Below are 14660 nucleotides of genomic sequence, written 5' to 3'. Positions count from 1 at the left end.
CTCACCCGAAGGAGAAGTTGCTCTTGTCAGTCACCTGAGCGAGGTCTGCAAGAGCATCGCGGTGGATGCCTGCCTTGATTCCCGCCAAGTTCTTGCCGTGAGTCGACGTAAGTGCCGACGCCTTGGCCACAGCAGCGGCGAGCACTCCGTCTCCGTCGACCGTTTCCTGCACGATGCCCGCAGCAAGTGCGTCGGCACCGCCGAAGCGACGCCCCGTCGTCATCGCGTCGACTGCCGTCTGCTTGGGCAGACGACTGTTCAACAGTGCTGACATGCCGACAGTGAACGGCATGTTCAGTCCGACCTCGGGGAGGCAGTAGAAGCCGCGGTCCGCGCGCATGATCTGGAAATCGTGCGAGGACGCGAGCATGGCGCCGGCGCCGAACGCGTGCCCCTGCACGGCCGCGACCGTGGCCATCGGGAAGGTCAGCAAACGGCTGTAGATGGTGTGGACCTTGTCCAGGTAGCCGGGCAGACCGTCGAGATTGCCGAAGATCCACGTCGTGTCCAGGCCGTTCGTGTAGAACTTGCCCGTCGCCGTCGTCACCAGGGCTGCGGGACCCTCGTGCGCTTCGACCTCGTCCAACTTGCTGTGAACAGCGTCGATCCACTCGGGGCCGAAGCGGTTCTCGTTGTCCGTTTCGCCCTCGTTGCCGAGGTACAGGATGAATACGTCGCCGTCGCGTTCGAGATAAGGCATGGATGGGAGAGTAACGCCCGCCAACTCACCCGGCGAACCGACCCGACTCCTCAGTAGGGTTGCTCACATGGGAACGATCGCCGAGGCCGCCGCCGCTGCTCTGTCCGCCATGACTGGCTCTTCGTCACCGTCAGTCGCCATCGTGCTCGGGTCGGGGTGGACCGATGCCGCAGACGTGTTCGGCGACGCCGGTGCGGACGTGACAGCCGAAGTCTCGATGGCGGATCTTCCTGGCTTCGCCCCACCGTCCGCCCTCGGCCATGCGGGCACCATTCGTTCGGTGCGCGTCGGAAACACCGAAGTCCTGCTGCTGCTCGGGCGCGCGCACGCATACGAGGGCCACGATCTCGGTACCGTCGTCCACCCGGTCCGGACAGCCATTGCTGCCGGCGCCGACACCGTCATCCTCACCAATGCGGCCGGCGGTATCCGCGAGGACTACGCAGTGGGACAACCAGTGCTGATCAGTGACCACCTGAACCTGACGGCCCGCTCTCCCCTCGTCGGCGCAGAGTTCGTCGACCTGGTCGACGCCTACTCGCCGGAACTGCGTGCGCTGGCTCGCTCGATCGACCCGGACCTTGCCGAGGGTGTTTACGCCGGGCTTCCCGGTCCGCATTACGAGACTCCGGCCGAGATTCGAATGCTTCGTACACTCGGCGCCGATCTGGTCGGCATGTCGACGGTTCACGAGACCATCGCGGCCCGCGCGCTCGGCGCCCGCGTTCTCGGCATCTCCATGGTCACCAATCTGGCCGCCGGAATCACGGGCGCCCCACTGGACCATCAGGAGGTGCTGGCGGCAGGCAAAGCTTCGGCGGCCCGGATGGGAGTGCTGCTGCGCCAACTGGTCGAGCAGCTGTGACACCACTGAACGTCAACGAGTGGATCGACGCCGATCCGGACCCGGTTACCCGCGCAGAATTAGCCGCCCTTTCCGAACATGAACTGGCCGAACGCTTTTCCTCACCGCTGACGTTCGGCACTGCTGGGCTTCGCGGGCCGGTACGCGGCGGACCCAACGGCATGAACCTCGCGGTCGTCATCCGGACCACGGCCGGTCTGGCGGCCTGGCTGACAGCTCGCTGCCAGGGCGGGTCCCGCGTTGTGGTCGGCCGCGACGCCCGGCTCGGTTCAGAGGCATTTGCTCTGGCCGCCGCCGAGGTCATGGCAGCGGCCGGGTTCGAGGTGACCCTGCTCCCCCGCCCACTGCCGACACCGCTGGTGGCGTTCGCGGTGCGCAGGCTCGGGGCAGCGGCAGGTATCCAGATCACCGCCTCCCACAATCCTGCCGCCGACAACGGTTACAAGGTGTATCTCTCGGGCGGAGCGCAACTCGTCTCCCCCGCCGATCGTGAAATCGAGAGCGAGATCGCTCGCATCGGTAGTGCCGCCGACGTCGCGCGAGCATCGGTGATTCCGGCCGACGATTCTCTGGTCGAGGAGTACATCGCCCGCATCGCGACCCTCCCGCACGGCGACGCCCGCTCGATCCGGATTGCGCTCACGGCAATGCACGGCGTCGGGGGTGAGACTGCGACCGCGGCTCTGCGAGCAGCAGGATTCGAGGACCTGCACGTCGTGGCGGAGCAGTTCGATCCCGACCCCACGTTTCCGACCGTCGAGTTCCCCAATCCCGAAGAGCCCGGCGCCGCAGACCGCCTGCTCGCCCTTGCCCGAAGTGTCGACGCGGATCTGGCGATCGCACTCGACCCGGATGCCGACCGCTGCGCCGTCGGAGTTCGCGACGGTGATCAGTGGCGCATGTTGCGCGGCGACGAAACCGGGGTGCTCCTGGCCGACCACGTACTGAGCACGGCGCCCGAAGATTCGTTGGTGGCGACGACGATCGTCTCCTCGACCCTGCTCTCGAAGTTGGCGAGAGCCCGCGGAGCCAGGTTTGCGCAGACACTCACCGGTTTCAAGTGGCTCACGCGTGCCGGCGACGGACTCGTCTACGCCTACGAGGAAGCGATCGGGCACTGCGTCGATCCGGATGTGGTGCGGGACAAGGACGGAATCTCGGCTGCCGTGCTGGTGGCCGACTTGGCTGCCACCCTCGCGGTCAGCAACAGAACCCTGCTGGACGTTCTGGGCGACTATGCCGTCGAATTCGGACTGCATCGTGGGGACCAAGTATCCCGCCGCGTCGAGGATTCGAGCGACATCGCCGAAATGATGAAACGACTACGCACCGATCCGCCAAGCCAACTCGCGGGCGAGCCGGTCACCGTCGAGGACTTGGCCGAGGTTCGCGGTGGTATGCGCACGGACGCAGTGATATTCGACGGACCGTCGATCCGCGTGGTGGTGCGACCGTCCGGAACCGAGCCCAAGCTCAAGTGCTATCTCGAAGTTGTCGTCCCGGTGGCGAACCGCGACGACCTCGCGAACGCACTAGAGCAGGCGAAGGCCCGGCTCGCCGAACTCCGAACCTTCGCCCTTTCGCTCTAGCGGGGTCCGAACTGCCGATCGCCGGCGTCACCGAGACCGGGGACGATGAAAGCGTTCTCGTCGAGTCCGTCATCGATGCTCGCGATGACCAGACGAACCGGGTGGCCGGACGCTGCCAGCGCGTCGACGCCGGCCGGAGCGGCCACGACGCACACTGCCGTGACATCCGTCGCGCCACGCGCAACCAGCAAGTCGATGGTGTGCACCATCGAACCACCGGTGGCGAGCATCGGATCGAGCACGAACACCGGGATCCCGGACAGATCCGCCGGCAGGGATTCGAGGTACGGAACCGGCTGATGAGTCTCTTCGTCACGTGCCATTCCGACAAAGCCGACGCCGGCCGACGGAATCAGCGCACTCGCCTGTTCGACCATGCCCAGACCGGCCCGCAGCACGGGTACCAACAACGGCGGCTTCGCGAGCCGGATGCCCGTCGTCGCTGCCACCGGGGTGTCGACCGGGAACTCCTCGACCTCCGCGTCACGCATGGCCTCGTAGACCAGCATGTGCGTGAGCCTGCGAAGTGCGGAACGAAAAGTTGCGTTCTCACTGCGTGCATCACGCATTGTCGTCAAGAGGGCCGCCGCGAGCGGATGGTCGACTACGTGCGTTTGCATGACCATCAGAATAGTTCCTCGGGAACCGGAGCACCCCGCGCGGCGTCCAAGAAGGAGTAAGCGCAACGGGGGGAAGACAAAGTTGACAAGTCTGGATCTACACACCGAAAGCATCGCGGAGTTCGCCGCGCGGTTGGGCACTGTTGCCGACAACGTCGCGCAAGCTCGACAGGACGCGTCCGGCGGCGATCACACGGCTCTGTCCGCTGTGCTGGGGCTGATCGGCGGCGACTTCGTCGGCGTCGCGGGCCGGGCACAACAAGCGCACATCGACGACATCGATCGACTGTCCACTGTAATTTCCAGTGTCCGGTCGGCCGCCCTCGGCGCTCATGCCGTCTATCTCGACTCCGAGGAATCGGTACGAAGGACTCTCGCTGAAGCCGCACGCTCATGATCGACGTCGACGCACTCGCACGACCGATCATCGACCTGGTCGACACTGTCGGGACTGGTGTCCCCAGCGCAAGTGGACCCGACGTCGGCATCCGAATCGCCACGGACGCCCTCGAGATCGCCTACCAACTGGGAAGCGCGGCACTGAGCGAACTGGCGTCCTCTCAGAGTTCGTCCACGGCACTCACTGCTGCGGTGACCAAAACCGAGCAGACGCAGACGTCGACGCGAAACCTCGCCGATCGCGGAAACGACATCGCCGGCGTCGTGGACGAAGCGACAACGTCCGTGTACGCGGGAATGACCGAACTCGGTGAGATTCTCCAGTCGTTTCTGACACTCGCGATCAAGGCCGGGCCGACGCTGATGACACCGACGGGCCAATTGATGTTGTTGTCGGCCGCGTTGGAGCACCTCGGAAGCGCGGTATCGGTTATCGAGCGGGTACGCGGTGAGTTGGCCGGGTCGACCGACAAGATGTCCGCACTCGTCCCGTCCGTCCCGATACCCGATCCCGCACCTGGAGTCTCCGGTTCGGCGGGTGGTTCCGGCGATTCTGTCGATTCACTCCTCGCGATACCGCGCTCCGGAGCAACCGGCGCCAGCAGTTCAGGTGGCGTTGAGGTCGAACTTCCCGACGGCTCGATTGCCACCGCACCGAACGCCGAGGCCGCTGCTGCCGTACGCAACGCGCTCACTCAACAGGGTGTCCCGTACGCCTGGGGAGGCACTACGCCGGGAGTCGGTCTGGACTGCAGCGGGCTGACTCAATGGGCGTACGGCCAGGCCGGAGTCGACATTCCGAGGTTGGCTCAGGAACAGGGAATCGGGAACCAGGTCGATCAGAACAATCTGATGCCGGGCGACCTCGCGGTCTGGGACGGCCACGTCGCGATGGTGATCGGCGGCGGCCAGATGATCGAAGCCGGCGACCCAGTCGAAATCAGCGCCATCCGAACCACGAACAGCGGCATGGGCTTTCACGGCTTCTACCGTCCGACGGAATGACAGGGAATCATGCCCGAGAACAAGCGCGAATCACCGCCGATCACCACAGCCGTAGCCGTCAACCGCAACGGAACCATCGCGGTCCGCGCCACGGAGCACGCCGTGCCCGTGGACCTGAGGATCAGCCAGGACGAACTGCGGTACGGCGGGCAGCGGTTAGCGCAGCAGATACTCACGCTGTGCTCAAATGCAGCAATCGAAGCCGGCGCCCGCCATCGTGTGGAGCTCGAGGAGACCGGAGTCCCGGCAGCGATCCTCGATCGGCTCGGTCTACCGACCCGAGACGAACTGGCCGATGTCGACGCCGCCGAGGGCCAGAACCTTCCGTCGAGCTGGATGCGTTCGATATGAGCGAGATTGATCGAATCATGGAGCTGGCGAAACACCGGACCGGACTCTTGCAGGAAGCCGTCGACGGGGTCGGCGCTCTGCGGGCAGTCGTCTCGAGCGAGGGCGGGATAGTCACGGCGACTGTCGACGGGCTGGGCGCTCTGGTCGACCTACGGATTACCGACGCAATCACCGCGATGAATTCTCGCACGGTGGCCGCATTGACGGTGGCAACAATTCACCAGGCAGTTCAACAGTCCAACGACGAACGAGAGCGACTGGTCAGTGAGCTCCGAGTGGCACTGAAACAAACGTGACGAACCCCCGCTATGCCTTTCGCTCTGCGGTGGATAGGCTTCCGCCCATGGCTGGAGACATCGTCCCTATCGAAATCGGACTCACCGACGGAGACCTCGTCACTTTGTGGGCACCCCGCTGGCGCGAGGGCGACGACGAGTGGGAAGCGTTTCTCGGCCATGAGGAAGACCTCTACGGGTTCTCCTCCGTCGCGGAACTCGCGGCCTTCATCCGAACGGACTCCGACAACGACCTGGTCGAGCATCCGGCGTGGGCCGTCGTCTCCGGACTGTCGGCAGCCGAGTTGGAACCGGAAGAGAACTTCACGTTCGACTTCGTCGGCGTGCCGGAACTGGCCGCAGGTGACCCTGAGGCACTGGTGGTCTCGGAACTCGAAGACACCCTGAACATGGCTCGCAACATCGGTGAGGTGTGCGAACTCGACGCGGTCATCCGCTTCTTCAGCGGCCATCCGGTACTCGGCGCGCTTGCCACCGGCGCCGGCACCTTCGAAGGCCGCGAAGGCCTGGAGCTGTGGGACCAGGTCGGCGCTGCGATCGTCAAGGACTGGGACGCCGTTCTCGACGCCATCGACAAGGTGGTCACCTCCCCGAAGGTCGATGCAGCTGCTGTGGCGGTCGCCGAAGCTGAACTGCTCGCTGCCGCCGAGAACACCGTCGACGCCGACGATGTCGCCGAGGAGGGCGAGGACGAGGAATTCGACGAAGACGACCTCGAAGAGGACGAAGACGAAGTCGAGACCTTCTGGGGTGAGGTCGGTGTCGACCCGATCCGCATCATCACCTCGGCCGAGACGTTCTACACTCTGCGCTGCTACATGGGAGATCAGGCGATCTTCCTCGGCAAGGACGGACTGATCACCGTCTTCCGTAGCGAGCGCGCACTCGCTCGCTACCTCGCCGACAACCACGAACACGATCTCTCGCAGGTCAGTACGTACGGCGAAATTCAGAATGCGGCCGTCGACGGTTCACTCGAAATCGAGGTCACGGACGAGAACGTCTACGTTCTGCCCGGTATCGCCGACGACCTCGCCCAGGGCCCGGACGTCGTAGATGCCGAGCAGCTGGAACTCGCAGTCGAATTGTTCACCGATGCAGCAGATTTCGCCGACGACGACTCCACCGAGGAGGCTCTGTCCGCGTCGAACGAGCTGGGTTGGTACGTCTCGTACCTCCTCAACCCCGATCCGTCGCGGATGGCTCCGAGTGCGCCGTTCACCAAGGAATCCGAGGCCTGGCGCGAACTCGAACGCGAGTTCGAGGCCCGGCTTCGATCTGAGTAGTCGGGCGCACGTCATCTAGCCGATGAGCACGGCGTAGCCCGGCTTGATGACGTCGTCGATCAACGCGAGGCGCTCGTCGAACGGGATGAAGGCCGACTTCATCGCGTTGATGGTGAAGCGTTCGAGATCGGTCCATCCGTAACCGAAGGTCTCGACCAACGCGGCCATTTCCCGGCTCATGGTGGTGTCGCTCATCAGCCTGTTGTCGGTGTTGACGGTCACTCGGAAGCGCAAGTCCGCCAAGAGTCCGAACGGATGGTCCGCCAGGGCGGCTACGGCCCCGGTCTGCACGTTCGAACTCGGGCACAGTTCCAGGGGAATGCGCATGTCACGGACGTAGTTCGCGAGCCGACCCAACTCTGCCCCACCTTGCACTCCTACGTCGATGTCGTCCACGATCCGCACGCCGTGGCCCAACCGATCCGCTCCGCAGAAGGCGATGGCTTCGTGGATCGACGGCAACCCGAAAGCCTCACCCGCGTGAATCGTGAAGTGAGCGTTCGCATCACGCATGTACTCGAAAGCATCGAGGTGCCGGCTCGGTGGGTTACCGGCCTCGGCACCGGCGATGTCGAACCCGACAACCCCGCGGTCCCGGAATCGCACCGCGAGTTCGGCGATCTCCCGCGACCGCGCGGCATGCCTCATCGCCGTGAGAAGACAGCCGATGCGGATCTCCCGTCCCGCGACCCTGGCAGCGGATTCGCCGGCCCGGAAACCTTCGAGAACGTGCTCGACGACCTCGTCCAAACTCAGGCCTTGTTCCAGGTGCTGCTCGGGCGCAAAACGGACCTCGGCATAGACGACGTTGTCGTCGGCCAGATCCTCGGCACACTCACGTGCCACCCGTGCAAGCCCTTCGGGGGTCTGCATCACGGCGACTGTGTGCGCGAACGTTTCGAGGTAGAGCTCGAGCGATCCACTGTCAGCGGCAGTTCGGAACCATTGCGCCAGTTCGGATGCCGTATTCGCCGGCAGCTCGTCGTAGCCACATTGCTCGGCCAGTTCGAGAACGGTCTCGGGTCGGAGTCCTCCGTCGAGATGATCGTGGAGAAGAACTTTGGGTGCGCTGCGGATCGTGGTCAACTCCGGTGCGTTCATTCGCCAACGCTAACGCGAATCACCCACAATTCGCTCGATGAGCAACGGTCGCGAAACGGTGTCGGAATCGGTCCCGATCGACCATCCACCGCCGAGGCTTCGTCGCGCTGCATCAAATCTCTCGGGAGTGTCGGTGTGCAGTGTCATCAGCTTCTGCCCGGCACGGACCACGTCGCCAGGCTTTGCATGCATCTCGATGCCGGCACCGGCCTGAACGGCTTCGCCCTGCCGTTCGCGTCCGGCTCCCAGTTTCCAGGCCGCGATGCCCACCGCCATGGCGTCGAGTCGGGTCAGTACGCCGTCTCGGTCCGCGGTGACGACGTCGCTGTGCCGGGCCACCGGCAGCGTCGCGTGTGGGTCCCCACCTTGTGCGGCGATCATCGCGCGCCACCGGTCCATTGCCGTGCCGTCGGCCAGTTTGTCGGCGGGGTCGATACCGTCGATCCCAGCCGCTGACAGCATCTCCCGAGCCAGGACCAGGGTCAGCTCGACGACGTCCGACGGCCCGCCGCCTGCCAGCACCTCGACGGATTCACGTACCTCGAGGGCGTTGCCCGCCGTCAATCCGAGCGGGGTGTCCATCCCGGTGATGAGAGCGCTTGTACGCACGCCGGCGTCGTTGCCAAGCTCGACCATCGTGCGTGCCAACTCTCGCGCGTCGCCGAGGTCCTTCATGAACGCTCCGGAACCGACCTTGACGTCGAGCACCAGGGCGCCGGTTCCCTCGGCAATCTTCTTGCTCATGATCGAACTTGCGATCAGCGGAATGGATTCCACCGTTCCGGTCACGTCGCGCAGCGCGTAGAGCTTCTTGTCCGCGGGGGCCAGATTCGCTCCGGCAGCGCAGATCACCGCGCCGATTTTCGGATCCGAGAGAATGTCGACCATCTCCGTCGCCGTGAGCTCGGCTCGCCAACCTGGAATGGCCTCGAGCTTGTCGAGAGTTCCACCGGTGTGGCCGAGTCCGCGGCCCGACAACTGCGGGACTGCAAGACCACAGGCAGCGACGAGGGGTGCAAGCGGAAGGGTGATCTTGTCCCCCACTCCACCGGTCGAATGCTTGTCGACGGTGGGCAGCGGCAAGTCCGAAAAGTCCATCCTCCCGCCGGATTCGATCATCGCCTCGGTCCATCGGCCGGTCTCTGCTCGCGACATTCCTCGGAAATAGATCGCCATCGCGAGCGCCGACATCTGCTCGTCACCGACGATCCCCTGTGTGAACGCCTGAACTATCCAGTCGATCTCGGTTCCCGACAGCTCGCGGCCGTCACGCTTGGCGCCGATGATGGAAACTGCGTCAAACATGGCGGAGCCCCTCTGCTTGTTCCGGCCCGAAAGCATCAGGCAACAGCTCGCTCAGCGGCTTGAACCCACTGCTCGTGTCGACAAGCATCTCACCCCCGCCGTGCTCGAGGAGAAGCTGTCTGCACCGGCCGCACGGCATCAGAATCGAGCCCTTCGCGTCGCAGCACGTGAAGGCAATCAGCCGCCCGCCCCCGGTGGCGGCCAAGTTACCGACGAGTCCACATTCGGCACACAGGCTCAAACCGTATGAGACATTTTCCACATTGCATCCTGAGACGATCCGACCATCGTCTACCAGGGCAGCTGCACCCACTGCATAGCCCGAGTACGGTGCATAAGCCTGCCGCATGACCACTTGCGCGTTGTGCCGCAACAACTTCCAGTCGATGTCGCCCATGGTTCGTTATCCAATCACGCCGACTGAATGGATGCAGAAACCACGCCGAAACAGTCTCGGCGAGATTGGAAAGGCAAACCTTACAAAGAGTTTGGTACGCGTACGAATCCCGCATCTGATTAGTTCCCGGTTTCACATAGGTTTAGAGTCTGAGTCAAGTCGGTTCAGGATCCCGTCGAGCCCGGGCTGAGGTACATCGAAGCTCTCTGCAGGCTCGACGCGTCCACCAATGACGTTGGAGGCACAGCACTCGATGAGTACTACGACTGAAGCCGCTCCTCAGAAGGAGCGCACGAGGTCGCTTTACCGGGGCGACCCCGGAATGTGGTCCTGGGTTCTACACCGGATCACAGGCGTCGCTACTTTCTTCTTCCTATTCGTACACGTTCTCGATACGGCACTCGTTCGGGTCAATCCCGATACGTACGACGCCGTCATCGACACGTACAAGAACCCCCTCGTCGGCCTCATGGAGATCGGCCTCGTCGGCGTAGTCCTCTACCACGCCCTCAACGGCGTGCGCGTGATGTTGGTGGACTTCTGGTCGAAGGGCCCGAAGTACCAGCGCGTCATGCTCTGGACCATTCTGACGATCTGGTTCCTGGTGATGATCCCAGGCGCCGGACGCATCCTCATCAACATGTTTGCGGAGCACTGACATGGCGACTACTCACGGACCCGAAGCCAAGAGCCTGGGCACCTCATACGACCGTCCCGCAAGCCTGGACAACCCGCGGTCCCCGCGCGCGAAGGCTCGGAACAACTTCGAGTTGTACGCATGGCTGTTCATGCGCTTCTCCGGCGTCGCCCTGATCGTTCTGGTCCTGGGCCACATGTTCATCATGCTGATGCTCGACGGTGGCGTTCACCGTCTGAACTTCGCGTTCGTCGCAGGTCGCTGGTCCAGCCCGTTCTGGCAGTTCTGGGATCTGACGATGTTGTGGCTGGCACAGCTGCACGGCGGTAACGGTCTGCGCACGGTCATCGCGGACTACTCCCGCAAGGACTCCACGCGCTTCTGGCTGACCACGATCCTCGTTCTCTCGATGATCCTGATCATGGGCCTGGGCACGTACGTCATCTTCACCTTCGACCCCAATATCTCGGCGAGCTAGGGGAGCACAGACTTCATGCAGGAACATCGTTATGACGTGGTCATCGTCGGCGCCGGTGGCGCAGGCATGCGTGCGGCAATCGAAGCTGGCCCCCGTGCCCGCACGGCCGTACTGACCAAGCTCTACCCCACCCGCAGCCACACCGGCGCGGCCCAGGGCGGCATGTGTGCCGCACTGGCGAACGTGGAGGAAGACAACTGGGAGTGGCACACCTTCGACACCGTCAAGGGCGGCGACTACCTCGCCGACCAGGACGCCGTCGAGATCATGGCCAAGGAGGCCATCGATGCGGTGCTCGACCTCGAGAAGATGGGTCTGCCGTTCAACCGCACGCCCGAAGGCAAGATCGACCAGCGTCGATTCGGTGGCCACACACGCGACCACGGCAAGGCACCCGTCCGCCGTGCGTGTTACGCCGCCGACCGCACCGGTCACATGATCCTGCAGACGCTCTACCAGAACTGCGTCAAGCACGACGTCGAGTTCTTCAACGAGTTCTACGCGCTCGACATCGCCATCACCGAGACCGAGGACGGCCCGGTTGCCACCGGTGTCATCTGCTACGAGCTCTCGACCGGCGAGCTGCACATCTTCCACGCCAAGTCGATCGTCTTCGCGACCGGCGGCTCGGGACGCATGTACAAGACGACGTCCAACGCGCACACCCTCACCGGTGACGGCATGGGCATCATCTTCCGCAAGGGCCTGCCCCTCGAGGACATGGAGTTCCACCAGTTCCACCCGACAGGACTCGCCGGTCTCGGCATCCTGATCTCGGAAGCCGTCCGCGGTGAAGGTGGCATTCTCCGTAATGCCGACGGTGAACGCTTCATGGAGCGTTACGCACCCACCATCAAGGACCTCGCTCCGCGTGACATCGTGGCCCGTTCGATGGTCCTCGAGGTTCTAGAAGGCCGCGGCGCCGGCCCGAACAAGGACTACGTCTACATCGACGTGACGCACATCCCCGAGGAAGTTCTCGACGAGAAGCTCCCCGACATCATGGAGTTCTCGCGCACCTACCTCGGCGTGGACCCCGTCAAGGAGCCCGTGCCCGTCTACCCGACGTGCCACTACGTCATGGGCGGTATCCCCACCAAGATCAACGGTGAGGTGCTGCGCAACAACGACGAGATCGTCAAGGGTCTGTACGCGGCCGGCGAATGCGCCTGTGTATCCGTACACGGTGCAAACCGTCTCGGTACCAACTCGCTCCTCGACATCAACGTGTTCGGCCGTCGCGCCGGCATCGCTGCCGCCGAGTACGCGAACTCCACCGAGTTCGTCGACATGCCGGAAACCCCGGCCGCGATGGTCGAAGACTGGGTCGGCGTCATCCTGTCCGATCACGGCCACGAGCGCGTTGCGGACATCCGCACCGAGCTTCAGCAGTCGATGGACAACAACGCCTCCGTCTTCCGCACCGAAGAGCGCCTCACCCAGGCACTCAAGGATGTGCGTGCTCTCAAGGAGCGCTACAACCACATCACGGTCCAGGACAAGGGCAAGCGCTACAACAGCGACCTGCTCGAGGCCATCGAGCTGGGCTTCCTCCTCGAAATGGCAGAGGTCACCGTCGTCGGCGCCCTCAACCGCAAGGAATCGCGTGGCGGCCACGCTCGCGAGGACTTCCCGGATCGCAACGACGCCGAGTACATGAAGCACACGATGGCGTACAAGGAGGGTGACGGCCTGCTCTCCGACATCCGTCTGGACTACAAGCCGGTGATCCAGACCCGCTACGAGCCGATGGAGCGTAAGTACTGATGTCTGCGCCTGCTGTAGATGCACCCAAACTCCCCGCTGTTCCCGAGGGGGCCGTCATGGTCACTCTCAAGATCGCGCGGATGAACCCCGAATCGGGCGAGGGCCAGCACTGGGACAGTTTCCAGGTCCCGGCACTGCCCACCGACCGTCTGCTCAACCTGCTGCTGTACGTAAAGGGTTACCTCGACGGCACCCTCACGTTCCGTCGCAGCTGCGCACACGGTGTCTGTGGATCGGACGCCATGCGGATCAACGGTGTGAACCGTCTGGCCTGCAAGCTGCTGATGAAGGACATGCTGCCCAAGGACGGCAAGCCGGTCACCATCACGGTCGAGCCCATCAAGGGCCTGCCCGTCGAGAAGGACCTGGTTGTCGACATGGAACCCTTCTTCGACGCATTCCGCGCCGTGAAGCCGTTCCTCATCACCAGTGGCAACGAGCCCACTCGTGAGCGCATCCAGAGCCAGCACGACCGTGCTCGTTTCGACGACACGACGAAGTGCATCCTCTGCGCATGCTGCACCACGTCGTGCCCCGTGTACTGGAGCGACGGCAGCTACTTCGGTCCCGCTGCCATCGTCAACGCACACCGGTTCATCTTCGACAGCCGTGACGAGGCCGCTTCCGAGCGTCTCGACATCCTGAACGACAAGGACGGCGTGTGGCGTTGCCGCACCACGTTCAACTGCACCGACGCGTGCCCCCGCGGCATCCAGGTGACAAAGGCTATTCAGGAAGTCAAGCGAGCACTGCTCTTCGCTCGATAGTCAGGCCTTCGGCCCTGTGCGCGGTTAGGGAGTCTCCGGACTCCTTGACCGCGCACAGCTATGTCGGGGGCATGTTGAGCGGTGTCACAACTTGAACCGGTGACGTCGTAAAGCCGAAGTGAGCGCCCATGGCGCCGTGTTCCTTCATGACCACCTGACAGGCAGTGCGAACATCCGCACGCAGATCGTGGTGGAGCACCGCTGATATTCGCCTCTCCCCCAGCAACTTTCGATTGTCACCGTCGAGATCGTGGGCGATGAAGACACTGCACTCCCGGTTCAGTTCTTCGAACGCGTCGACCGTGGCCAGGTTGCCACCACCGATCGAATACACGGCACGGATCTGCGGATCGGATTCGAGTGCCGCTCGCACCAGTTTCCTACTCGTCTGATCCAGACCGTCACTGTTCGGAATGTCGATCAACCGTCGATGCGGAGCCGAGAGTCGCATGGCGGAGCGAAATCCCATCTCCCGTTCTTCCTCCCCGCGGAAGAACCCGCTGCTCATGCTGACCAGCACGTTGCCGTCCCGATCCCCCAGCCACTGATCGATCAAATACGCGGCGGTGGCTCCGGCGGCTCGGTTGTCGATGCCGATGTAAGCGGCTCGCCTGCTGCCGGCAACGTCGGTCACCAACGTGACGACCGGAATCTTTGCCGCCACGAGCCGATCGATCGCCGCCACGACTTCCGCAGTGTCGGGAGCCTTGACGATGACACCGTGGGACCCGCGTCGGCGAATCTTGTCGAGCGTCGATGTCATCGCTTCTACCGAACCGGTTTCACGAAAGTGAAACCGGGACCGCACCACAGCGGGCGCAAGGGTCGGCAGTTCGGCCTCGAGCGCATCGCGGACGGCGTCGGAAAACCGTGCGGGAGTTTGCAACACGACGTCGACGATGAACGTGCGACCGACTAGTTTCAGTTGCGAGCGTTGACGTTCCAGGTCCGTGATCGCCTGGCGAACCTCCGATCGTGTGCCGTCGCGAACTCCAGGACGGTCGTTGAGCACCCGGTCGACGGTGGCCTCACTCAGGCCCGACTGCTGAGCGATCTCCCGTACTTTGAATCGATGCGCCACAACTACCTCACAATGA

17 protein-coding genes are annotated in these 14660 nt (G+C 63.7%); 11 read left to right on the top strand and 6 right to left on the bottom strand.

The annotated features are described in order from the left end of the window. Nucleotide 1: 1 nt before the first annotated feature. On the bottom strand, nt 2-700 hold the full coding sequence (locus ASU23_RS26660; protein ID WP_003940710.1) for an enoyl-CoA hydratase-related protein: 699 nt from the start codon (nt 698-700) through the stop codon (nt 2-4). A gap of 67 nt (nt 701-767) precedes the next feature. On the opposite strand from ASU23_RS26660, the gene ASU23_RS26655 reads away from it, so the two are divergent. Both ASU23_RS26655 and ASU23_RS26650 read left to right on the top strand, forming a co-directional pair. Next, the gene (locus tag ASU23_RS26655) at nt 768-1565 is read left to right on the top strand and encodes a purine-nucleoside phosphorylase (RefSeq protein ID WP_007727315.1); all 798 of its coding nucleotides are present in this window, start codon (nt 768-770) and stop codon (nt 1563-1565) included. Beyond that, nucleotides 1562-3154 carry a phospho-sugar mutase gene (locus ASU23_RS26650; protein ID WP_058039064.1) on the top strand — a complete coding sequence of 531 codons (1593 nt, stop codon included), beginning with the start codon at nt 1562-1564 and terminating at the stop codon, nt 3152-3154. Before ASU23_RS26655 ends, ASU23_RS26650 begins: the two co-directional genes overlap by 4 nt. Here ASU23_RS26650 and upp read toward each other — a convergent pair. Then, entirely contained in the window at nt 3151-3774 is a 624-nt protein-coding gene (gene upp / locus ASU23_RS26645) for a uracil phosphoribosyltransferase (protein WP_007727319.1), read from the bottom strand. The two genes, ASU23_RS26650 and upp, sit on opposite strands and share 4 nt — an antisense overlap. Before the next feature lie 82 nt (nt 3775-3856). Between upp and ASU23_RS33610 the strand changes: the two genes are divergently transcribed. Genes ASU23_RS33610 through ASU23_RS26620 form a run of 5 tightly spaced genes read left to right on the top strand, consistent with a single transcriptional unit; the run spans nt 3857 to nt 7111 of the window. After that, a complete protein-coding gene (locus ASU23_RS33610; protein ID WP_082661481.1) occupies nt 3857-4171 on the top strand; it encodes a hypothetical protein in 315 nt (104 codons plus the stop codon). Further along, nucleotides 4168-5178: a C40 family peptidase gene (locus ASU23_RS26635; protein WP_058039062.1), complete on the top strand. Its 1011-nt coding sequence runs from the start codon at nt 4168-4170 to the stop codon at nt 5176-5178. Before ASU23_RS33610 ends, ASU23_RS26635 begins: the two co-directional genes overlap by 4 nt. Before the next feature lie 9 nt (nt 5179-5187). Then, nucleotides 5188-5529: a hypothetical protein gene (locus ASU23_RS26630; RefSeq protein ID WP_007727323.1), complete on the top strand. Its 342-nt coding sequence runs from the start codon at nt 5188-5190 to the stop codon at nt 5527-5529. Continuing rightward, nucleotides 5526-5825, top strand: a complete 300-nt coding sequence (locus ASU23_RS26625; RefSeq protein WP_037129075.1) for a YbaB/EbfC family nucleoid-associated protein — start codon at nt 5526-5528, stop codon at nt 5823-5825. Before ASU23_RS26630 ends, ASU23_RS26625 begins: the two co-directional genes overlap by 4 nt. A 47-nt stretch (nt 5826-5872) precedes the next feature. Next, nucleotides 5873-7111, top strand: coding sequence for a hypothetical protein (locus ASU23_RS26620; protein WP_003940713.1), 1239 nt, complete (start codon nt 5873-5875; stop codon nt 7109-7111). A 15-nt stretch (nt 7112-7126) separates the two neighbouring features. On the opposite strand, the gene ASU23_RS26615 is transcribed toward ASU23_RS26620, so the two are convergent. Genes ASU23_RS26615 through ASU23_RS26605 form a run of 3 tightly spaced genes read right to left on the bottom strand, consistent with a single transcriptional unit; the run spans nt 7127 to nt 9914 of the window. Continuing rightward, nucleotides 7127-8212 carry an adenosine deaminase gene (locus ASU23_RS26615; protein ID WP_050654872.1) on the bottom strand — a complete coding sequence of 362 codons (1086 nt, stop codon included), beginning with the start codon at nt 8210-8212 and terminating at the stop codon, nt 7127-7129. Nucleotides 8213-8221: 9 nt separating this feature from the next. Next, nucleotides 8222-9517, bottom strand: a complete 1296-nt coding sequence (locus tag ASU23_RS26610; protein WP_003940738.1) for a thymidine phosphorylase — start codon at nt 9515-9517, stop codon at nt 8222-8224. Continuing rightward, entirely contained in the window at nt 9510-9914 is a 405-nt protein-coding gene (locus tag ASU23_RS26605) for a cytidine deaminase (RefSeq protein ID WP_042449639.1), read from the bottom strand. The genes ASU23_RS26610 and ASU23_RS26605 overlap by 8 nt, the downstream gene beginning before the upstream one ends. Nucleotides 9915-10167: 253 nt before the next feature. Here ASU23_RS26605 and sdhC point away from each other — a divergent pair, with 253 nt between their 5' ends. Genes sdhC through ASU23_RS26585 form a run of 4 tightly spaced genes read left to right on the top strand, consistent with a single transcriptional unit; the run spans nt 10168 to nt 13563 of the window. Then, nucleotides 10168-10572, top strand: a complete 405-nt coding sequence (gene sdhC, locus ASU23_RS26600) for a succinate dehydrogenase, cytochrome b556 subunit (RefSeq protein WP_020969155.1) — start codon at nt 10168-10170, stop codon at nt 10570-10572. A gap of 1 nt (nt 10573) precedes the next feature. Next, a complete protein-coding gene (locus tag ASU23_RS26595; protein WP_003940699.1) occupies nt 10574-11029 on the top strand; it encodes a succinate dehydrogenase hydrophobic membrane anchor subunit in 456 nt (151 codons plus the stop codon). A 15-nt stretch (nt 11030-11044) separates the two neighbouring features. Next, nucleotides 11045-12796: a succinate dehydrogenase flavoprotein subunit gene (gene sdhA, locus ASU23_RS26590; RefSeq protein WP_003941011.1), complete on the top strand. Its 1752-nt coding sequence runs from the start codon at nt 11045-11047 to the stop codon at nt 12794-12796. Further along, complete coding sequence (locus ASU23_RS26585) at nt 12796-13563, top strand: succinate dehydrogenase iron-sulfur subunit (RefSeq protein ID WP_003940925.1); 768 nt, start codon at nt 12796-12798, stop codon at nt 13561-13563. Before sdhA ends, ASU23_RS26585 begins: the two co-directional genes overlap by 1 nt. A gap of 58 nt (nt 13564-13621) precedes the next feature. Here ASU23_RS26585 and ASU23_RS26580 read toward each other — a convergent pair whose 3' ends face one another. Beyond that, nucleotides 13622-14644, bottom strand: a complete 1023-nt coding sequence (locus ASU23_RS26580) for a LacI family DNA-binding transcriptional regulator (RefSeq protein ID WP_058039061.1) — start codon at nt 14642-14644, stop codon at nt 13622-13624. Between the last annotated feature and the right edge of the window lie 16 nt (nt 14645-14660).

It is taken from the genome of Rhodococcus sp. KB6 (assembly GCF_001445685.1).
Lineage (GTDB): Bacteria > Actinomycetota > Actinomycetes > Mycobacteriales > Mycobacteriaceae > Rhodococcus_F > Rhodococcus_F qingshengii.
Note: the sequence above shows the minus strand (reverse complement) of the source record. Positions and strands in the feature narration are given on the sequence as shown.